Origin of the sequence: Seonamhaeicola sp. ML3, from assembly GCF_023273855.1 — a bacterium.
In the GTDB taxonomy this organism is placed as follows: domain Bacteria; phylum Bacteroidota; class Bacteroidia; order Flavobacteriales; family Flavobacteriaceae; genus Seonamhaeicola.
In genome coordinates this window covers 2,576,325-2,598,632 of the sequence record NZ_CP096884.1, presented here as the reverse complement: position 1 = coordinate 2,598,632, position 22,308 = coordinate 2,576,325, and the positions used below count along the sequence as shown (strand labels likewise).

Sequence of the window (22,308 nt, the reverse complement as noted above, 5' to 3'; positions counted from 1 at the left end):
TAATTATATATTTAACTAAACTTTTTCCCAAGTTTTGGTTTCTTCATTATATTGTTTGATTACTCTAGCTGGATTTCCAACCGCTACTGAATAGGAAGGGATATCCTTTGTTACTATACTTCCTGCAGCTACAACACAGTTCTTTCCAATCGTTACACCAGCTACCACCACTACATTAGCTCCTAGCCATGTACCATCTTCAATTGTTATGGTTGCAGTAGAAACGCCTTGCTCATGAATTGGCTTAGAGACATCTTGATAATCATGATTTAGGCCTGATACCGTTATATTTTGAGCTAAACGAACATCGTTCCCGATATTTACTGGACCAATAATGGTGTTACTTAATCCTATTCTGGTTCTAGCTCCAATAAATACATCTCCAACTCCATTATTAACTGCTGAAAAATCCTCTATAGTTGATTCTGCACCTAGTTCAAATTTATTCCATGGCACGACGTCCATTCTAGTTCTTCGTCTTACTCTAGCTCCTTTACCCTTTCTATGAATAAATGGGTTTACAAACCATCTCACCCATAATCTTGGTCTGGCCTGTTTTGGAATTAAAATAGACCAGTGAGCTAGCTTTTTAAGCTTTTCATTTGAGTTTATTTTTTCTTTTAATCCCATTTTATTTTGTCCTTGGTTGCCTTTTTAATTGAGTTGTAAATGGCTTTTACGTTATTCTCCCAAGTATGACTTTGGGCAAATTTCATGCGCTCTGAAGCCAATTCGGCTGAGTGTTCTTCTAATGCTCTTTCTGCCAAAGTGATATAGTCTTCTTTAGAGCTCCCTAAATAAACATAGTCACTAAACATTTCCATAGCCTTGGTTTTAGTAGCTAATGTTGGTTTTCCCATGGCGAGATACTCATCAATCTTTCTAGGGTAATTCCCAATAGTTAAATTATTAACCACCTGAGGGTTAATAGCCACATCAAAACCTTTTACATAATTTGGTAATTGAGAAGCGTCTTTACTTCCAAGAAAATATACATTACTCAAATTATGAAGGTTAGAATTTTTGAAATCATCATCTTCCGGCCCAACTAAAACAACACTCCAATCTTTTCTCTCATTGGCTATATGCTCAATTACCTCTAAATCTAACCTTAAGGAAGTAAGGTAACCAACATAACCAATAATTGGTTTTGGTATATCTTTAAATTCATCTGCCTCTAAAATTGAACCATCTTCATCATTGAACAAAGATACATCACAACCTTGTCCTACCATGTAACTATGTTCATTAATTGGAGCACATAATTCTTCGTAAAACTCAGAATTTGTAAGTGCTGTATCTGCCTTTTTAACCGTTTGAGGTTCAATTCTTTCTCCGTGCTTTTGCCAATAAGGAACCTTAACTAAATAATCCCTCATATAATATGCATAAGCCATTGGCTTTAAAAGTTCTTTTAAATGTAACCCTAAAAACATAGAGCTATCATTGAACAAAATGAAATCCTTAAAACCTAGTTCAGCAGCTGCAGATTTTATATCAGCCGCAAACCGTTTCGCATTTCTTTTGTTTAAAATTTTATAAATGGAATGAACGGGAATCCAATTAATAGATTCCACATTATGTTTAGGATAAAGATTCCATAAATTTTCGTCTATTTCAACCAATCCGTTCTCTTGCCCTTCTTTAATTCTTAAGCGTTTTTGTACACTTTCTTTATGCTTTTCTCTTCGCTCTGTAGCTCTGTCAAGAGGTGGGTTAACGTAAAGTACACGGTTATGCTTAGCAAACTCTCTGGCAATATTTTTACAATTACTGCCAATCTCGATATCCCAAGCTTGAATGCCAACTACTATGATGTCTTTACCTGTTATCATCCTCTATGCGCTATAAAGCTGTTGATTTTCTTTTATTTTAAAATTGCTCAAATTCCATATTGCTGCTCTATATAAAGCCGACAAATGCTTTCTATCAAACAAGTATTTTATAGTATTTTTTGCAAGCGAAACGGTATAGAAATAAATAATGGCAAGCACTAAAGTTATTCCGGTAGTATTTCTTCTTACAAATAACACCCTGTTTCTATTTAAATAATACGTTTTTAACGGACTGTTTTTACCTGTTGAAATAGATTCTTTATGAAGAATGGAGGAGTTTGGTTGAAAATAAATTTTATATCCTGCACGCTTTACTCTTTCGGCAAAATCAAGTTCCTCATAATAAAGGAAATAACCTTCGTACAACAAACCTAGTTCCTCTAATACACTTCTTCTTATCATCATACAAGCGCCATGAGGATATGAAGTCTCCGTTGCTTTTTTAAATTGCCCATTGTCTTTTTCCTTATTTCCATAAGTAACCCCTCTGGATGTTATTGGGTTTAATGGTGAAGATCCAGCATATTGAATAATATTATCTTCATGGTAAAAAAGAATCTTAGAACTAACAATTCCTATTGTATCATCAGATTCCATCAACTCAACAAGACTATCTAAAAAGTCAGGTTCCACCTCAGTATCATTATTCAATAACAAAACATAATCTCCTTTTGCCTCTTTTAAAGCAATATTATTACCCCCCGCAAAACCTAAATTCTTATCACTAATAATCAATTTAGCTTCTGGATATTTTTCTTTAATAATTAAAGGAGAATTTGTAGGTGAACCATTGTCTACAATCAACGTTTCAAAATTAGGATATGTTACCCCTCTAAGGGATTCCAACATTTCACAAGTAATTTCTGGTTGATTGTAATTTACACTTACAATGGACACCATTGGTTGTTTTATTTTTGACTCCATAACTTCTTATTCTAATTTAGTGGTTGAATGGCGTAGTCATAATTTTGAACCTGTTGAAAATAAATATCCTCTATTTCCCTGCACATTCTATCAACGGCATATCTTTGACAAACGATCTCTCTAGATTTTTTGCCAAATTCAGCCATTTTAATTGGGTTTTGGTGCAATTCAATAAAGGCTTTTGCTAAACTTTCGTAATCACCGCATTCAATTAAAATGCCATTTTCACCATCACTGATTACTTCTTTGGTTCCATCTACACCTGTAGCCACAATGGGCTTGGCCATAGACATAGCTTCTAACAACCCTATAGGTAATCCTTCCCACAAGGAAGGCAATGTATAGATATCAATGGTATTTAAAACATCTGGTATATCTTGTCTAAATCCAGACCATACTATCATATCTTCTATATCCAACTCTTTTGCTAGAGCTTTGGCATCATCAACTAAATCACCGTTACCCATTAAAAGGAAAACAATATCTTCAGTTTGGTCTTTTACCTTTCTTATAGCTCTAATTAATGTTAAAGGATCCTTTTGAATGGTCATTCTTACCAAATAGCCAACAATGGTTTTATTTTCAGGTAAGCCAAGTTCCTCCCTTAAGTCCTTTAGCCTATTTGAAGGGCCATATTTATTGGTATTGATTCCATTGGTAACAACCTTAGAGTTATTCATTCCAAATAGTTCTATACCATCTTTCTGATTGCTATGGGATACTGCAATAGTAACGTCGGCCTTCTTTGTTAAAAAACTTTCGTTCTTTATCCTTAACATTTTGATGAATGGTTTTTGGCCTTGATGAAATGACCAGCCATGCACCGTATAGACTATAGGTAGCCCTAACTTTTTTGCTGCCCAAAACACATTGGAATTTGCTCTTGTACCATGTGCATGAACAATGTCAATTTCATGGTCAATCATAAATTGTTTCACTTTTCCCCAAACTCTAATATCATAAGGCTTTTCAGTATAAATCACATGAACCTCAACGCCAAGTTCTTTTACCCTTTCTACCATCGGTCCATCTGTAAAAGATAGCACTACAGGTTCAAACTGAGAAGTATCTATATTAGCTATTAAATCTAAAACATGGGTTTCTCCTCCGCCTATTTTTCCTTGGCGGATGGTCTCCAATACTTTAATTTTTCTAATCATGTTCTTGATTTTTAGATTTGGGTTAAATGTAGTTTTTATTGAAATTTCCAAGAAGACATAAATCCGCTAGAAAAAGAATCTGGCAATTGATCTGCCATCCAATTATCTAATTTCTGTAACGGCTTTACTCTATTAGCTACCAAAGAGTAAGGGAATACAGCTTCCACAAAATTAGTACCTTGAAATTTCACTAATTTTAAGTCTTCCTTTTCTAATAATCTTCTAAGGCTCTTTTTTGTAAAGAATTGAATATGCATTAAATCCTCAGCTTCAGATTGTATGGTAGTTCCTGTATAACCAAACAGTTTTTTTAAACCAACAACTGCATTCCAAGTAAATTTATTTTTCATTAATGCCTGCATAGGTTTAGTCATAATGACTTCTCTTGGTCCATAACCATTTGGAACCGTAACTATTAATATACCATCAGGTTTTAATAAATTCTTTAAAGATTTTATAACAGGAGTAGGTTCATGTAAATGCTCAACAACTTCGCAGCAAATAATAGCATCAAACTTGTCATTGATATCTAAATCTTCAGCAGAAACATTTTCAAATCTTAGATTATCATAAGTATTTAAAGACCTAGCAGTTTCGATAGTCTTATCAGAAATATCTATTCCCAAAACATCAAAACCTAAAGAGGCCAATTGCCTACTATTGTTTCCATTACCACAACCAACGTCTAGTACTTTTGCGTTTGGATTGTTTAATGATAAAATGGCTGATTGAATAAACTTTAGTCTTTTCAAATCTTCTACTCTAGTGTAGTTCGTTTTATTACTAAATTCCATAGTTTTAAAAATTTAAATTAATTATTATGGTTTATTGGGGTTTCTTTCATTGTGTGCGGTGTATGAATAAATTTATCATTAGCGCCTTTCAATTTGAACATAGCCAACAACATAACACCTACTGCTTTTGGGAGAGAGATTATGGCCATAAGCAGTTCTTTGGTCCATAATTTTTTTGGAATAGCAATACTATATGAAAATATAATCAGACCAAGAGAGATGCCCCATATAAATGAGAACATTGTATCTTGAATAATTAATGCAAATGCGAAAAGCACAAATAACATTACTGGAAACAACATTCTTGGAGGTAAAAACAGTTGAACTGACTTTAAGAAATAATCGACTTTTCCAGACAACAGTTTTCCTATTGAACCCCAAAAATATTTCTTAAGGTAATAGAACTGTGCAGATACCCATCGTGTTCTTTGCTTTGAAAAAACAGCAGATTGGCTTACTTTTTCATCATAAACGTGTGCTGATTCTAAATAATGTATTGAGTTACCGGAATCTACTAATTCTAATTCAAGCACCTTATCAAATCCACCAACCGCATCAACATCTTTCATTAATCTTTTGAACATTTTATAATCAAAGGCCATACCCGAACCAATCAATCTCGATGTTAAACCAACAGCTTGAGTACCTTTACAAAAAAGATGATTGTTCATTTCTTCACTAATAGCATCGAGCATTGAAAAGCCTGTTTCCTGGTTCTTTGCAGTTCTGTGTGCCTGAATAGCATTATATCCATCGGCATATTTATTTGCTATGGCATTTAAAGCGCCTTCTTGCATAACATTATCGGCATCAAGCACAACAGCTAAGTCGTAGTTGACACCCAATTTATCCATGGCAAAATTTAGAGCTTTTGCCTTTGTACTTTTTTCAAACGACACTTCAACAACAGTAATATCTAATGACTTTAATGCGAATATGACCTCATCATTAATAGAGTCAGCTATTACAACTACATCAAATTTGTGATAATCTTGTTTTAACGCCTCTTTTGCGGTATGAAGAATAACTTCATTTTCTTTATATGCAGGAATAAGCAGTGCTACTTTAGGTAAAGACCTACTATTTTTAATATTATTTTTTTGTCTAAAAAACAATCCAGCAACTGCCAGGACAAATAAGTATAATACGCAAAAGCCCAACCAGATTAATAAGGCAAATTGCGTTACTTGATAAAAAAGGTATATATATTCCATAGTCATTTAGATTAGGGGCACTATGACGTCTAAAAATAAATTATAACGTTAGGCGTTTATTTCTTCATAAGTTTCTTTATATAAATCTAGGACTTGATTGGCCATGTTTTTCCAAGAAAACACCTTGCTTCTTTCAAGACCACTACTTACTAATTTTTTTCTGTATTTCTCGTCGTTAAGAACTTTTACAATTCCGTCTGCAATTTCTTGGGGTTCAAACGGGTTTACCAAATGTGCTGCATCTCCAGCTACTTCTGGTATTGAGGACGTATTGGAGGATATTACTGGTGTTCCGCAAGCCATAGCCTCGAGCATAGGCAAACCAAAACTCTCTCTTAGTGATGTATATAAAAACAAACTGCTTTGAGAGTAAATTGCTGGTAAATCTGTATTTACCACATACCCTGTCAATACAATATGATTTATTAATTCCTGATTACCAATGGCTACCAATAGCTTTTCCAAATGATCGTATGAGAAATCTGAAATCACCAATTTGTAATCTGAATTAGTTTGAGCGATAAATCTCGAAAATGCCTTTAGTGTACCTTTAGTATTTTTCTTAGGAACAGTATTGCCTAAAAAGAAAATATACTTATCTGGTAAACCGTACTTCTCCTTAATTTCAAGAAGCTCCGTTTCATCCTTTAAAACCCTGAAATGTTCACTCACACCGTTGTATATGGAACGTAATTTATTATTACCACTAAACCCGAAAAAATAAGAAATCTGTTTTATCTCAAAATCCGATACAGTAATAACTCTTTTGCTTTTTTTAACGGCGTAGGGCACCACTAACTTTCTGTACATATTCCCCATTTTTTGATAACGGGTTGCATTACTCGTTAAAATCTTTAACGACTTTCTTTCTAAATAGATAATATCATGTACTGTTGTTATTAAGGGTGTACTTCCAAATAATGGTGCTGTATTACTTGTACAATGCAAAATATCGCAGTTATACTTCTTGGCCGCTCTCGTCAAGGCATACTGCTCCCATACTGGATAAGGTCCAGAATCTATCTTTACAATCTTAAAGTTTGAAGTTTCTTTCAACACCGAACTATCTTCATCAGGCTTTACGAATACATAGTACTGATTCTCTTTATCGAGAACCTGAAGGCTTTTTATTAGTTCTAAAGCAACCATATCCATACCATGTTTATTTTTACGGAAGAGCCTTTGCCCTTCAATACCTATATTCATTCCCTGAATTTTGGATAAATATATGTATTTTATCGGTAATTTAAAACATTTAATCGATAATATTTTATTTTATGTAAAAAAATTAATCGGTTTTAATGTTTGTTGTCGTGTGTTGAGTGTGTATGTAAGTTTTATTTGCCCCTTTTATTTTTAATAAAGATAAGAGCATGAGCATCATTCCTTTAGGTAAACTTATTAAAGCTTTTAAAGTCTTGGTATTATAAAAATACTTTGGAACAGAAAAAACAAACGATAAAATACAGGCTGTGATTAAAACTACCCAGTACAAGTTAAAGGCAAAATTCTCCATAGTAAAATTCAAAAACAGAAAACCAAAACCAAAAAACATAACTGCACCTAACAATAAAATTCTAGGCGGTTGAATAAATTGAATGGCTTTATCGAAGTAATCTAAATTACCTTTGGTAAGAAGCTCTTTGAGAGCTATAAAAATATCTTTTCTAAAATAATGTAATTGAGCAGACAACCAACGTCTTCTTTGATTTCCAAAAACTTCAGCTTTTTGTACTTTTTCGTCATATACCAAGGCATCATTGAGGTAAAAAATAGTTCTGCCTTCTTTCAACATTTTTAATTCTATCTCTTTATCGAAGCCACCTATGGCATCTGTTCTCAACATAATAGATTTAAAATAATTATACCTAAATGCCATGCCCGAACCAATGATTGCAGAAGAAAGCCCTAAAACCCGGTGCCCTCTTCTAAATATATTGTTGTTTATCTCCTCGCTTATGGCATCTAATATTGCCCATGAGGTATTAACGTTTTTGGCTGTTCTATGTCCTTGAACCGCGATGACATCTTCTTCAAAAACCGCATTTATTTTTTCCAGGAAGTCTGCCGCCATAATATTATCGGCATCTAACACCACTGCGATATCATAATCTCTTTCCAGAACAGACATTGCCTTGTTCAAAGCTTTTGCTTTTGTACTATTCTCAAAACTAACCTCTATAAGTTTTATTGGTAAGCGCTTCAGACTTTGAAGCGTGGTCTCTTGAAAAGAATCTGCGATAACAATAACATCAAAACTATCTGCTGAATATTCTTGTTTCAATGCATTCTTAGCAACCTCAACAATTACAGCATCCTCTTTATAGGCTGGAATTAAAACAGCTATTTTTTTAATTTTACAGTTGGTGTCGTATTTTTTATCCTTGTAAAAAAGCCCAGCAAATGAGAACACAAATATGTAAGACGTCGCTAAGCCTAAAACAACTAAAATTATTATTTGGATTATATTTAAAAACGCCATGACATTATTTGTTTATTACACATTACATTAACTAGTTGGCAACATTGTTGCTTCTTCCCTCTCTAGCTCCTCTTCAGATCTTTCAAAAATCTTAGGGTTAGAAATCAAAGCCATAGTGGCATATATTAACAAAGAAGTAGGATGTTGTCCTAAAACACCATTTCCATAAGACGCAGCCATTATCCCCAACATACCTGCTATTAAAGCACTCATCTTTATTTTGGTTATGGGGTCCCTGACCCTAAACATAACTTTAAAAGATGCCATACCAGTAACAAAAAATAAAATAAAGAGATGTAGTGTTAAACCAACAACTCCTTGCTCGGCCCATATCATTACGTACCAGCTATCGGTTGCCACATTAGACAAAAAAGCATGGGGTAAAAAACGCTGTGCTTTATCTCCGGCGTGCCCTATACCTCCTCCAAAAGGTCTTGAAGCGAGATAAACTTTCAATTTTCTTTGGTTTTCTTTTCTTACCAGCAACGATGGATTATTAGAATCAAAACCGGTTCGCATTCTTCTTATTTGAGCGTTTCCGTTTCCAATCATTGTATATTTAAAAAAAACAAACATTAGAATTACGAAAAAGACCCCAAGAGATAATACTTTAACATTTTTCTTTAAAACGAAGAAGGTCATAAATCCCGCAAAAGGCACTGCTATAGATCCTCTGGTACCCGATATTAACATACCGTAAATACCTAAAATACCAACAGTTAAGAAAAAGACTTTTTTCCATCCCTTCTTAGCCATTGCATAGATTATAAAGACTACACCGGCGTATCCTTGGTTACCCCCAAACTGTCCGGCATCACTATAAAAAGAGAATATTCGAAGTTTTCCAAACAGCACATGTGTTATAGAGGCCCCGCTATCTAACCAAGCTTGCTCTGCATAATCTGGACCAAAAACCAGTTGCATAATACCTTTTAAAGTACCTAGTATAGAAAAAACTCCCCATACGTATAAAAAAGTATCTAACCGCTTATTAGTATTAATAAGCATAAATGTTAGAATTACAAAAAAGAGGAAATAAAACCCTATACCTCTACCGGCTATCCAAGGTTCAATCATAACCGCTTCGGGGTTAACTATTTGGAAAATAAAATAAGCCAACCATATTATTGCTAAAACAGTTACTGTCTTGTAGGCAGGTGACCAATCGACTCTCTCTCTAAAATTTTTAAAGATTAAAGCAAGAAAGGTAAGTATCATAATACCATCTATACAGAAGCCAATCGGTAATTCTGTTTTGATGTAACGTAACGACCCAAGTAGTACAAAATTAAGACCAATGGCAGTATAAAAACCTATAACAGGTTTTTTGAATAAAATATTTAAAAATGAAGTACCAAAGATTATAGCCAGGACCATTCCCGCCCCTGCAATCTCGAGTTTACCTAGCAAAAGAGCAATAAGACCAACACCTCCAAAAAACATTAAAAGCCATTTGGGTTTGGCCAAATTAGATGAACCAGGTTGCTCATCAAATGGATTTATATGTCTTTTACTGGTTATCACTTAATTGTTTATTTGATTAACTTCGGTAGAACGGTTACCCATTGCTTTTCTAAAAATATCCTTGTAAAACTCTATGCCACTTATGAAAATTTGTTTGTAGGATAATGTAAGTTCTTTGTTCAAGAAATACATTCCTAACCAAATACCAACTAGTGTGAAAAGTATTGAGGCAACAGCTACTAGAATCAAAGATTCGAACATAAAAATGGCTACAACGTCTCCAATAACATTAGCTAAAACCATTACAAAAACTTTAACAGCATTAATATTGGGTTTGTTTATACTATCTAAGCCAATTCCTGTCATCCTATCAATAGGCAACAATAAACCATAAATGGAAAATACCCTAACTATATCGACAACATTGAAACCAGTCTCTGGATCCACCACCAGATATTGCTCCCCCGATAGAATAAGCACTAATAAATCTGCAAAAATGAATGTACACAAACTCATGGCCACAAACAGATATGTTAATGCACCAGAGTAGGCATAGAATAAATCTTTAACTTCATTTACTCGGCCCTGCACACTTGCTTTAGACATTTTTGGAAATGCTGTTGCTACAAAACTTCGTAACGGAATCTGTTGTAATTCTGTAAGTTTTAACGGAATACTATAAAGTGCAACAGCCGATGCTCCCAGTGGACTTAAGCTAATAATCAAAGCATCTGCACTTCTAAGCAAATTGGTTCCTATTAGCGTAAATGTTGTAAACTTACCAAAGTTGAGTAAAGTTCTGTTAGTCGATTTACATGCTTTTGTAATATGATTTACGCCATCCCAGCCTAACAAAAGACTAGTTAATGATGTAACAGCATTTATTATCAACAAAGCAACTACTAACTGAGACAAAGTCATGTCTATAAAAAATGAGTTAGCAACAATTACCAAAAAAAACAAACCACTGTTTATTGATTTTAGCGCCAAAATTTTACCATACTCCCTGTCTGCTTGCAATACAACAAGAGCATTGTTCCAAGGTAAATTAAGAAAAGCTAATAACGGGTACCACTTAAAAAACAAGCCGTAACCTGAATTAGATATGGCTTCGCCAAAAAACAGATTACAAACTATCAAAATGAATGCTACCAATACAGTTGCTCCAAGCCCAATTAAGGCATTAGATCCAATGAGTTGATATCTAGAAGAATCATCAGCTCCAGAAAGATATCTTATAAGTCCCGTGTTGGTTATTCCAAAGCGGAACATTTCTACAAAAGACCCTCCAGTTATAAACAGAACCCATTCTCCAAACACTTCCAGAGAAAGACTTCGTGCCAATAACCCAAATCCAGCTACACCTAAAATTGCAATTACGACATTTCCCGCCAAGGACAGGAAATTATCTTCTCGAACAATTTTTTTTAGCTTATTCATGTCTTAAGTTCAACTAAATTTGATTTTTAGAGAAAAACTCAAGTTTAAATATAGATTTCATCTTTTTTCTTAAACTTGTTCTTCTCTTGGGAAGGTCCCCCAATACTCTTTCTACTTCTTTAAGTTCGACACCATTAATTACAAATTTCATCTTAGACTCAGAGAACGGCATCAATCTATTAAGCGCCGCTTTATCTGCCTTAGACCAGGTTCTGTTCGATCTACAAACCAAAACATCTAAATCTGAATCTATAAATAATTCCGTTGGGTGATTATTATCAATTATCGAAGGCAATTCAATAATTACATACTCAGGAACAAAGTCCAGTTGTATATTATTCTGCTTTAAAATATCAGCATAATCCTTAGCCTTATAAAATTGCTTATCGATATTATAAGTTTGATATTCCGACTCATCGAGATATTGAGAGGCCTTTGCCAAAAACGGGTTATCGATATCTATTCTTGGATCTGGATAACCCAATATTCTATTTAATATTGAGTGTTTCCTCTGCTTATCTTTTCTTGGTTCTTTATCTGAATAATTTAGGACCAAAACACTTTTACCACTCTTCTTTAAACTTTTAGCAATATTGCCAGCTATTACACTTTTACCTTCTAGTTTTTGCGTACTAAAACATAAAATGGTCTTTGGGATTTTATCTCGTTTTTCGTCAGAACTTAAATGCTGAATTATATTCTGCGTAATAATCTCTATAAGTCGACTTTGAACAAAAGCCATCTTAGTAGTAAGAGGATTAAGCAATATTTTAGGAATCATACCCAAAGCAGGAATTCCTATTTTTTCTGCCGCCTTATCTGAATTTTTTAAAGTATCATCAAAATACTCCATAACCAATATAATACCCAAGGTGAATAAACCACCAATAAAAGCTGCGGCAATTATTAGTATTTTACGTTTTGAAGGTATAGGGTACAACGGAAAAAATGGAGGGTCAATAGCTTTTAAGTTAGCAGACAAGGAGTTATCCTGTAATTTTAACTTTGCTAAGTTAAGCCCATGTAAAATCTCCAAATAGCCCTCCTCTGAAACTGAAATTTCTCTTTGAATCCTTAACATATTAGCCCCAGCAGGCGCATAAGTAGCATACTGTTTTTGGAACTCTTTGTTTTGATTTTCCATAATCTTAAGCTTTGCCCTTAAGTTTTCAGAATCAGTTACATTATCCATCCATTCTGGCAATACTTTTGTAACAGGTAAACCATCTACAGTATTCTCGTAACTGTAAAGTTCATCAACACTTTTCTTAATTTCGTTTGATATTGATCTAGACTGACTTCTTAGTGATTCTAATTGCCCCTGACTTTGGTTATTTCCGGTAGACTCAATTTTAGCTTCAATCATGGCTATTTCATAATTAAGCTCTCCAAGTTCTTTCTTCTTTTGGAGTACATAATTACTCTTCTGCTGAATTATTTCTTGAACATCCAGTTTCTTTTCTAATCGTTTAGTTGCCGCTTGCAACCCAGCCAATTCAGCTTGCTTTTGGTTGTAATCAAGCTCCATTTCCTCTTTAACTATGGCAACCTTTTTACTTTGCTCGTAATAGTTAATAATATTTGAAGCCTTGTTAAATTCCAAAAGTTTATCTTCCGCTCTTTTTAGTTTGTCACTGGCCTGGGCCAACTGAGCTTCAAAATATTTTACAACGTCATCAGATCTATTCTGTTTAATGAATTTATAGTTCTTAATACAAACCTTATTATATATATCAAGCGTTTGCTGACAAATACCAGGATCATTTACTGTATAAGTTAATTTCACCAAATCACTACCTCCTATTCTCATAGCATTGACTCCGGATATAGCTTTTATAGAATAATGTTTGTCTTTTTCGTAGTTAATTATTTCATACACAAAATTAGACGTATTACTCTGCATTAAACCCATAAGATTTTTAACGGTTTGCTCATATAATACAGGGTCTATTTCCGTTGGAAAAATGTTAGATAAATTCTCTGTGTCAACGGTTACATCTGCAGCATTTTTATCCACTGCTACATACTCATATAAATCTTCTGGAATTTTATCCTTGAATTCTTCATAATGATCCTCAGAAATATACTTCGAATTAGCCTCTTGAAGCATTAAATGTTGAGCAAGCAACCTAATAGCAACCTCTTCCTGAGTATCCCTAGACTTAATGATATTAATTAAGTTATCAAAAGCAGCACTATTGGCATGGTGATCAAACCTCTTATCCATTTCTATGGATGTTCCAGTTGCCAAACCAGTATATAATATCGTTTGCGAAGAATACTCGAAAGAAGGATTAACTGTTAAGATAATCACCAATGATGCCAATAAAATTGGTATCAATATCAGCAAACGAATATGCTTTAAAGCTAACCTTACAAATTCTACTATATTCATTACTTTAATTCGATGTTAAAATATCAAACTTAAAACCAGCTAAATCCTCTAAAAGTTGTTTTGCTAAAACAAATTCAGATTTTGCTTTTTCATACTCTATCTCTAAGTTGGAAGTAATACTCGTTATCCTTACATATTCGGCTACGGGTACTATACCATTCCTAAATTCTTTATCTACCATTTGTATATTTACTTTACCATCACCATAGGCTCTTGCTTTAATTTCAAGTAATCTTTCTTTTAAAACAATATCTTGGTAAAGCCTTATAACATTTTGACGTATGGTTTCTTCCTCCGCTTCTGCCAACCTTATAGCTTCTTCTACCTCCAATTCAGCAGTTTTAACTAATTTCTTTCTGTTAAGGACATCAAAAAGCGGTAATCTTAAATAAAAACCGGCACTATAATTAAACTGTCGAGAATTGGTTGCTATTGGGGTAATTATCTGTCCGTTATCGTTTGTAGAAAAATTATTAAAATTTCCATATCGGGTCTCTGCAGCAAATCCCACATGCCTAGAAATATCAATACCTTTAGATTTCTTTAATGTTTCTAAACGCTTTATACTATTATTTCTATAGTTAAGCATTCCGCTATTCTTAAGAACAGAATCGATAACTATATCTAAAGGTGGCAGACTTGTTCTTGTCTTTATTCTACTAGGAGCCACTTCTAACATTGTATCTTGAGCAGACACATGGTTAAAGCAAACAAAAACAAATAATATAAAAAACCTAAATAATAATTTCATTTTCCCCAATTCAATTTTTAAACCGTATCTTTTTGGAATAAAGCCGGTATGGTTCTTAATATGAGCTTCATATCATACCAAAACGAATAATTGTTCCCCTTAAACTGATCGGCATATTCATTATCTAAACGCATGCGCTCTTCTTCAGACATATCTCCCCCTCTTCCTCTTAATTCTACTTGCCAGAGACCAGTAATTCCTGGAGGCGCTAAAAATCGTTTTGAGATATCACCTCCTGTTAATAATTCTGCTTCATAAACAGGTAAAGGCCTATTCCCAACAATAGACATGTCTCCTTTTAAAACATTAATTAACTGAGGCAGTTCATCTATACTTGTATTTCTTATAAACTTTCCTACTTTGGTAATTCTTGGATCATCAACAATTTTTACAAAAGCCGAATTATTTTGCGCTTCTTTTTCTTTTTGATGATTATACCAATAATCGCATATGCTGTAAGTGTCGAAATACATCATTGGTGAACAACTTTCTCCCTCTGGTAACTTTGCACATCTTGGACAAGGCTCATCTTCTGTATGTTCTTCAACTTGCGGTTTGGTATTGTATTGATTTTTTTCTTTTGCTAGTTTTTTCAGCAACTCATCTGCACCAGTTCTCATAGAGCGTAGTTTGTAAAAATCGAAGGTCTTTCTTCCTACACGCTTAGAAATGTAGTAGACTTTCCCTTTAGACTCCAACCTAATAGCCAATAAAATAATTAGTAAAAATGGCGACGCTAATAAAAGTGCCATAGAAGCTACTGTAATATCGAATATACGCTTAGATAATGGCATTTTATACTCTACTTCAGATAGCTCGGGAAGTTTTGCCGAACGTGACACCGATTTACTTTCGCATAGAAACATTGCCCTTTGGTAAATATCTTCAGGAGAGGATGTATTTAAAACATAATAATCACTCACCCTTTTTTTAAAGGACTGTTTATAAACATCATCATCAAATTTTTCGGACAACAAAATGAAAGGTGTACTTCTATACTCTGAATTATCCCTAATCCAATCGTAAAGATATAGACCGTTATTTCCTGGTAAATTATAATCACAGATAATAAGATCAATTTGATTATTTGAAGTAAGATAATTGATAGCTAAAATGCTATTCTCTAGAACACAAAAAGCAACATTATCCTTCTTTTTTAGGGGCTTAAAGTAATCTGAAGAATTTCCAATATAAAGTATAGTCAAAACAGAATCCATTGTTAATGTAGGTTAAGTTAAACTGTATAAAATATTACCACTGTACCGCGTAGTGAATAGGGTAAAGATTCTTTTTAACCAATTCATCCAGCTCTTCTGGATTGAAGGGCTTGGTTAAATAATCTTGAGCTCCTAACCTGTAACACTTTATGCGTTCTTTACTCTCTGATTTTCCAGAAAGCATAATGCATGGTGTGTGTTTTGTAAAACCTCTTTGTCTTAATTTGGTTAAAAACTCATACCCGTCCATTTTAGGCATTTGGATATCGCTAATTACAAGATCTGGTATATTGTTCTCTAACCATAATAATGCCTCATAGCCATCATTTATAGTTTCGATATTGTAATCTGCCGAAAGGAAATTTTCTAACAACAGGCAAATACTTGCCTCGTCGTCTACTACTAATATTTTTTTCTTCATGATTTAAGATTTGGGGTTCTTAAAAAATATTTTTTGTTACAATAAACACAGAGAGAAATAGCAATTCTACTTCATATAAACTAAACTATTGTTTTAAAGAAATCTATAGTTTTGGATAGGCCTTCTTCTAATTTTATTTTTGGTGCCCAATCCAATTCTTTTTTTGCAATTGTTATATCCGGTTTCCTCATTAAAGGATCATCAGATGGTAATGGCTTGTATACTATTTTAGATCTTGAACCTGTAAGCTCAATTACCTTTTGAGCCAGCTCTAAAATTGTAAACTCATCTGGGTTACCAGTATTTACAGGACCTATAAAACCATCTCTAGACCCCATCATTCTTATCATAGCCTCAACAAGGTCATCCACATACTGAAAGCTTCTAGTTTGTTGACCTTCACCATATACAGTAATATCCTCACCTCTAAGCGCTTGAACTATAAAATTTGATACTACCCTACCATCATTTGGATGCATTCTTGGGCCATAGGTATTAAAGATTCTAACAATCTTTACATCTACATTATTTTGTTTGTGGTAATCAACGAAAAGTGTTTCTGCAGCTCGTTTACCTTCATCGTAACAGGAACGCTCACCTATTGGATTTACATTTCCCCAATACGATTCTTGCTGTGGATGCACTAAAGGATTACCATAGACTTCGCTCGTCGATGCCTGTAAAATTTTAGCTTTTATTCGTTTTGCCAACCCTAACATATTAATGGCTCCCATAACGGAAGTTTTCATAGTTTTTATTGGGTTATATTGATAATGTACTGGTGAAGCTGGACACGCTAAATTATAAATCTCGTCAGCCTCAATAAAAAAAGGTGCCGTTACATCATGACGTATCAACTCAAAATATGGATTATCTAAAAGGTGTACGATATTTTGTTTTTGTCCAGTAAAAAAATTATCTAAACAATAAACCTCATTATTTTCATTTAATAAACGTTCGCATAAATGAGACCCTACAAAACCGGCGCCTCCTGTAACTAGAACTTTTTTTCGTATCATTATTAATATATTGGTTGGATTAAAAAATTAAAATTTATTAGCTTACAGAACTTAACACTGGCTTTACCATATCTTTCGTTGTATCTACACCGATACAGAAATAATTAAAGCCTTTTTCTTTCATTTCGTGTCTGTCGTATATATTTCGTCCGTCAAAAATAGCTGGACTCTTAAGCAATCTGTTTACAATATTGAAATTCGGAAACTTAAATTCTGGCCACTCTGTTAAAATCGCAAGACAATCTGCATCAATTAGAGCCTCATACTGATCTTCATAATAAGAGATAGTCTCTCCAAAGTGATGTTTAGCTTCTTCCATAGCAATAGGGTCGTAAGCCTTTACAGTTGCACCGGCCTCTAACAACCTCTTTACAATCTCTAAAGAAGGCGCCTCCCTCATATCATCTGTTTGTGGCTTGAATGAAAGCCCCCAAAGCGCAATTGTTTTTCCTTTGATGTCTCCTTTGAAATACTTCAAGATTTTAGAAAATAATACAGTCTTCTGTTTTTTATTAACTGCTTCAACAGCTTTTAATACTTGTAAGTCATAGTTATGTTCACTTCCGGTTCTAATGAGTGCTTGTACATCTTTTGGAAAACATGACCCACCGTAACCAATACCCGGATAAATAAACTTATTTCCTATCCTAGTATCAGAACCAATACCTTTTCTCACTTTATTTACATCAGCTCCAACTATTTCACAAAGGTTTGCTATATCGTTCATAAAGCTAATCTTAGTTGCCAACATGGAATTAGCAGCATATTTAGTCATTTCTGCAGAAACTATATCCATAAAGATTACGGGGTGCCCATTTAGAGTAAATGGCTTATACAAACGCTTTAGAATATCCTCTGCCTTTTGCCCCTCTACTCCAACTACAATTCTATCTGGCTTTAGAAAATCATCTATAGCCGCCCCCTCTTTTAAAAACTCAGGATTAGAGGCTACATCAAACCCAACTTTTATATTTCTTTTGTCTAACTCTTCTTGGATGGCTTTCTTCACCTTTAAAGATGTACCTACAGGAACAGTACTTTTAGTTACAACCAATTTATAATCATTCATATGTTTACCACAATCCCTGGCCACAGCAATTACATATTTCAAATCTGCACTACCATCCTCATCTGGAGGGGTACCTACAGAAATAAATACAGCTTCAGATTCCTGAACTGCATCAGCTATTTTAGTGGTAAAACTTAATCTTCCTTTTTTCATATTCCTAGAAATCATATCCTCTAATCCAGGCTCATATATAGGTATAATGCCCTTGTTAAGGTTATCTATTTTGTTTTTGTCGATATCAACACATACTACGTCAATACCTACCTCTGAGAAACATGCACCGGTAACAAGTCCTACATATCCACTTCCAACAATTGTTATTTTCATAATTCAATATTTAAATGGTTCTAATTTTTTAAATTTGGGGCTTAAATCTTCCAATTTAAACAGCAGATAGAACATTTTTTAATCTACCCGAGTCAAACATACAAATATTTTTACACAAAACATCGATAAAATGCAAAAAAAATAGGGTAAAATGCATTTTTATTTTATAAGTAGGAATATAAAACAATATTCGGCGATAAAAAATCACCTTTTTGTGCAAATTTTAATTCTAAAAATAAGTAGGTTAATTTCTGGGTAGACGGACTAATCGTATCCCTTTTGCAAATAGCTAACAGATTACGATAGTATTGAACTAAAAAATATTTAGAACGGTTTACTAAGTTTTGAAAAGGATAAAAAAATAATTTGTACTTGGTTGTTCTGTCTAAATATTGATTTGGAACATATTAGAACTTGACAGTTGTTTGGGCAAGAATACCATGAATTATTTTTTATCTAATCACTGGCAAATATATAATCAACTAAGAAAAGAAATTAAGCATTTGGTCCAAATGACCATAATGTGTAGACGAATAGTGTATAATGTAAGTTTAAAGCACTAAAGTAAGTTTAAACGTTTCATTAGTTCTGGTCTATTAGACCTACTAACTGGGATAACATCTTTTTTTATTAAAACACTATTATCCTCAATATCTATAATCTTTTTGAGATTTATTATGTAAGACCTGTGTACTTTTAAAAAAAGATCCGTGGGTAGTTTTTCCTCAATTTTCTTCAAGGAAGAGTGCACCCTGTAGTTTTCTTGTTCTGTTTTGACGTTTATATAGTCACCCTTAGCTTCTACTAAATAAATACTGGGTATTTCAATTTTAATTAAACGCCTGTCTATGTTGATGTACAAATGATTATCTACAGATGAATCTTTCTTGGCAGAAACACTTGGAGCTTCCTCATTATGAACAGTTTCAGGAATGGTACTTAGTTTATGAATGGCTTTTTCAAAACGCTCTAGCTTGATTGGTTTTACCAAATAATCTACTATACATTCGTATTCAAAGGCATCTATAGCAAATTGCGGGTCTGAAGTGGTTAATATAATCTTTGGAGGATCCTTGAGGGTTTGTATGAAATCAAACCCCGTAAAATCAGGCATGTGAATATCTAGAAATATGAGGTCTACCTGATTCTGATTAAGGTATTTAATAGCCTGGATTGCATTAGGAAACTCTTCTACAACATTAAGCCCTCCAATTTGAGAACATAATTCAGAAATAATAATTCTTGCTGTAGCTTCATCATCTATAATAATGCAATTCATCTCTTTTAAATTGTACCTAGAAAATCCTTAATAATTTGTAAAATACTCAAGAAGTCTTCATGCAGGTTACCTTTACCTTCCTTAAGGCTATTTTCGTGATCATTGGCAACTGCATAACTCTTTTCAAGGCCTAAAATACTAATTTTATGTTTAAGTTTGTGTACATTTTCTGCTGCAAGTTTAAAATTTTCAGAATTATAGTTTGAATTATATTCTTCAACTTCACCAGAAAACTCATCTTTAATAACACCAATTATTTTTTTTACAAAACTTTCATCTCCTCTGGACATGGTTTCTACATAAGACAAATTAGGTTTTTCCATAGTATTATTTTTTTATGGTAAAATAAAAAGTAGTTCCAATACCAAGCTTAGACTCTAGCCATATCTTACCACCGTAAGCGTTAATTATCTTTTTTGCAATTGATAGACCAATACCTGTTGCATTTGGATTATTTTCTAATTTTTGAAATGGTTTAAAAATCTTATCGAAGTAATCTTTCTCTATGCCCTTACCATTATCACGTATATGAAACTTCCAGTGCATAGTCTCTTCTTCAACGCCAATCTCAATAAAGCCTTTTTCCTTATCATTATATTTAATTGCATTATCAATTAAATTTTCAAATAATTGCTTAATTCTTGGCTTATCTGCATTTATTTTAGGCAACGCATTTAGTACCTTAATATCTATGTGTTCCGGTATGGATATACTATTGATTATTTCTTTAATATAACTCTCTAAATTTATTACACTTGTTAAACTTTCGTTTTTATTTACAGTAGAATAATCTAGAATACCTGTAATTAGATTATCCATTTTTTCAACGTTATCTCTAATAAGTTTTAAATTCTCTGAGGTATTCTCTTTTTTATTTGTTTCTGCCTCTTCGTTTAACCATGCAGTAAGAGCATCTATACTTCTAAGTGGAGATTTTAAATCGTGGGAAACCAGATAAGCGTAATTACTTAGTTCTTCGTTTTGACGTTCTAATTCACCCATGAGTTTTTCTCGTTGCTTGTTCATTTCAACAATCTCCTGGGTTTGCTTATCTATAAACTCTGCCAAGGATAAACCATCAAGATTCTCTGGAGCCATTTTTTGAGACGCTTTAGCTTCTTTAGACATCTCCCCAAAATTCAGGGATTCTACTACCTTGTTTAACTTATCAATAAGTGCACTTTGGATATTAGACTCATGCCTTAAAACCTTATTAGCTTCGTTAAGCTCATCAGAACTAACCAGTAAAGCTCTTTGTTGTATAAGATACTGTTCGTCAAATTTATTATAGGAGTTATTTACCGCATCTAGAAAAGCCATTAAATCTTCGTTAGATACATTTTTACTGCTTAGAAATCGCTTAACCTGATTTTTCAATAATGAATTCATTATTCACTTATTAAAGTTAGTGCTACAGATTGATTATGCAACTTGCACATATTCTCTTCATTATTAGGGGCTATTTCTCCATAGGAATAAAACCCACTAATTATTACGTCTTTACCAATCGTATCTCTTACCTCAAGAACCTCCTCGATAGTACGTTGGTCTAAAAATTGTTTTCTTCCCAAACCACTAAAAAACATAGCTAGTTTAGGCTCATTAATCATTTTCTCCCGTGCTTGTTTTGCCGTTTGTATACTGGCTCCAATTAACTCGGCCGGATTAGTCATCATGAACTGAACTTTCGAGTTAGCAGGGATATCTCCCGCAAAAAACATAGCATTATAATCCTTATTAATATTTAATATAGTTCTCGGATAATATTGATCATCTTCCTGAACTCCAAGAGGATAATTCATTGATGCCGCTGAGATGTTTTTAGATAAATCACCAATATATTTTTGATAAATATTCAATGCAGGTTTATTATCTAGTTCGTATAATATGTTACCCACAGATTTGGTTACTGTTCTCTCAACACCAAAAGGCATCCATCCTGACTCTGTAGATGAAGCCACCTCTAGAGTGTCACCGTAAAACCCAATCCCAACAATTTCTCCATCTTTTGGATTTTCATTATACGAAACCATTGTTCTTTGAAATCTATAATCATCAGAACAAAGACCACCTGTTATCAAAACATGATTGTCTACCACAAAATTCATTCCTCTGGTCAATTCACTACCGTTAACAAAAGTACCATCAGATAAAACCATGATATACTTTAGTTTGTCCTTTGGCAATTTGTTTACCAACTCCATTCCAGCTTTGTAGCTATTAAGTTCGGTATCATTTAAATTTATGGTTCTTACCTTGAATTCACTTCGTTCGAACTCAACCGCAGTTATGGTAATACAATCCTCATCTATTGAATTTGAGGTTACATTCCCCGAAGAAGATGCAAATACAACATGTCCTTTTGGAAAAAACTTTTCAATGGCTTTGTATATTCTGGGCTCTTCAAATTCTTTCCTATCACCAAAAACCATTACCAAGGGTTCTTTTAGTTCAATAAAAGGTGTTACACTTTGCCAATCCTGGCCTTTAAGCTTTCTTAATTGTACAATCTTCATC

The 22,308-nt window shown here is 33.5% G+C and carries 20 protein-coding genes; all 20 read right to left on the bottom strand.

The window, feature by feature from the left end:
- Window positions 1-15: 15 nt before the first annotated feature.
- The 20 genes from M0214_RS11220 to M0214_RS11120 all read right to left on the bottom strand — a co-directional run bounded on the left by M0214_RS11220 (window position 16) and on the right by M0214_RS11120 (window position 22,307).
- On the bottom strand, window positions 16-630 hold the full coding sequence (locus tag M0214_RS11220; RefSeq protein WP_248722652.1) for an acyltransferase: 615 nt from the start codon (window positions 628-630) through the stop codon (window positions 16-18).
- Window positions 621-1,835, bottom strand: coding sequence for a glycosyltransferase (locus M0214_RS11215; RefSeq protein ID WP_248722651.1), 1,215 nt, complete (start codon window positions 1,833-1,835; stop codon window positions 621-623). Before M0214_RS11215 ends, M0214_RS11220 begins: the two co-directional genes overlap by 10 nt.
- Before the next feature lie 3 nt (window positions 1,836-1,838).
- Complete coding sequence (locus M0214_RS11210; RefSeq protein WP_248722650.1) at window positions 1,839-2,759, bottom strand: glycosyltransferase family 2 protein; 921 nt, start codon at window positions 2,757-2,759, stop codon at window positions 1,839-1,841.
- 11 nt (window positions 2,760-2,770) lie between these two features.
- Complete coding sequence (locus M0214_RS11205) at window positions 2,771-3,919, bottom strand: glycosyltransferase family 4 protein (protein WP_248722649.1); 1,149 nt, start codon at window positions 3,917-3,919, stop codon at window positions 2,771-2,773.
- Between the two features lie 35 nt (window positions 3,920-3,954).
- The gene (locus tag M0214_RS11200; RefSeq protein WP_248722648.1) at window positions 3,955-4,713 is read right to left on the bottom strand and encodes a bifunctional 2-polyprenyl-6-hydroxyphenol methylase/3-demethylubiquinol 3-O-methyltransferase UbiG; all 759 of its coding nucleotides are present in this window, start codon (window positions 4,711-4,713) and stop codon (window positions 3,955-3,957) included.
- 17 nt (window positions 4,714-4,730) lie between these two features.
- Window positions 4,731-5,927 (bottom strand): glycosyltransferase family 2 protein, encoded by a 1,197-nt coding sequence (locus M0214_RS11195; RefSeq protein ID WP_248722647.1) that lies wholly within the window; start codon window positions 5,925-5,927, stop codon window positions 4,731-4,733.
- A gap of 48 nt (window positions 5,928-5,975) precedes the next feature.
- Window positions 5,976-7,133 (bottom strand): glycosyltransferase family 1 protein, encoded by a 1,158-nt coding sequence (locus M0214_RS11190; protein ID WP_248722646.1) that lies wholly within the window; start codon window positions 7,131-7,133, stop codon window positions 5,976-5,978.
- Window positions 7,134-7,215: 82 nt separating this feature from the next.
- Complete coding sequence (locus M0214_RS11185; protein WP_248722645.1) at window positions 7,216-8,409, bottom strand: glycosyltransferase; 1,194 nt, start codon at window positions 8,407-8,409, stop codon at window positions 7,216-7,218.
- A 27-nt stretch (window positions 8,410-8,436) separates the two neighbouring features.
- Window positions 8,437-9,933 carry an O-antigen ligase gene (locus M0214_RS11180; RefSeq protein WP_248722644.1) on the bottom strand — a complete coding sequence of 499 codons (1,497 nt, stop codon included), beginning with the start codon at window positions 9,931-9,933 and terminating at the stop codon, window positions 8,437-8,439.
- Window positions 9,934-11,313, bottom strand: a complete 1,380-nt coding sequence (locus M0214_RS11175) for a lipopolysaccharide biosynthesis protein (protein ID WP_248722643.1) — start codon at window positions 11,311-11,313, stop codon at window positions 9,934-9,936.
- 13 nt (window positions 11,314-11,326) lie between these two features.
- Entirely contained in the window at window positions 11,327-13,708 is a 2,382-nt protein-coding gene (locus M0214_RS11170; RefSeq protein WP_248722642.1) for a hypothetical protein, read from the bottom strand.
- 4 nt (window positions 13,709-13,712) lie between these two features.
- On the bottom strand, window positions 13,713-14,459 hold the full coding sequence (locus tag M0214_RS11165; RefSeq protein WP_248722641.1) for a TolC family protein: 747 nt from the start codon (window positions 14,457-14,459) through the stop codon (window positions 13,713-13,715).
- Between the two features lie 17 nt (window positions 14,460-14,476).
- A complete protein-coding gene (locus M0214_RS15325) occupies window positions 14,477-15,676 on the bottom strand; it encodes a sugar transferase (RefSeq protein ID WP_305879785.1) in 1,200 nt (399 codons plus the stop codon).
- Between the two features lie 34 nt (window positions 15,677-15,710).
- The gene (locus M0214_RS11150; RefSeq protein WP_248722640.1) at window positions 15,711-16,097 is read right to left on the bottom strand and encodes a PleD family two-component system response regulator; all 387 of its coding nucleotides are present in this window, start codon (window positions 16,095-16,097) and stop codon (window positions 15,711-15,713) included.
- A gap of 80 nt (window positions 16,098-16,177) precedes the next feature.
- Entirely contained in the window at window positions 16,178-17,116 is a 939-nt protein-coding gene (locus tag M0214_RS11145) for a UDP-glucuronic acid decarboxylase family protein (RefSeq protein ID WP_248722639.1), read from the bottom strand.
- Window positions 17,117-17,153: 37 nt separating this feature from the next.
- Entirely contained in the window at window positions 17,154-18,512 is a 1,359-nt protein-coding gene (locus tag M0214_RS11140) for a UDP-glucose/GDP-mannose dehydrogenase family protein (protein WP_248722638.1), read from the bottom strand.
- Between the two features lie 559 nt (window positions 18,513-19,071).
- Window positions 19,072-19,791, bottom strand: coding sequence for a LytTR family DNA-binding domain-containing protein (locus M0214_RS11135; RefSeq protein WP_248722637.1), 720 nt, complete (start codon window positions 19,789-19,791; stop codon window positions 19,072-19,074).
- A 5-nt stretch (window positions 19,792-19,796) separates the two neighbouring features.
- Window positions 19,797-20,114, bottom strand: coding sequence for an Hpt domain-containing protein (locus tag M0214_RS11130; RefSeq protein WP_248722636.1), 318 nt, complete (start codon window positions 20,112-20,114; stop codon window positions 19,797-19,799).
- 4 nt (window positions 20,115-20,118) lie between these two features.
- A complete protein-coding gene (locus tag M0214_RS11125) occupies window positions 20,119-21,180 on the bottom strand; it encodes an ATP-binding protein (protein WP_248722635.1) in 1,062 nt (353 codons plus the stop codon).
- Entirely contained in the window at window positions 21,180-22,307 is a 1,128-nt protein-coding gene (locus M0214_RS11120; protein ID WP_248722634.1) for an FIST signal transduction protein, read from the bottom strand. The genes M0214_RS11125 and M0214_RS11120 overlap by 1 nt, the downstream gene beginning before the upstream one ends.
- Window position 22,308 lies beyond the last annotated feature (1 nt).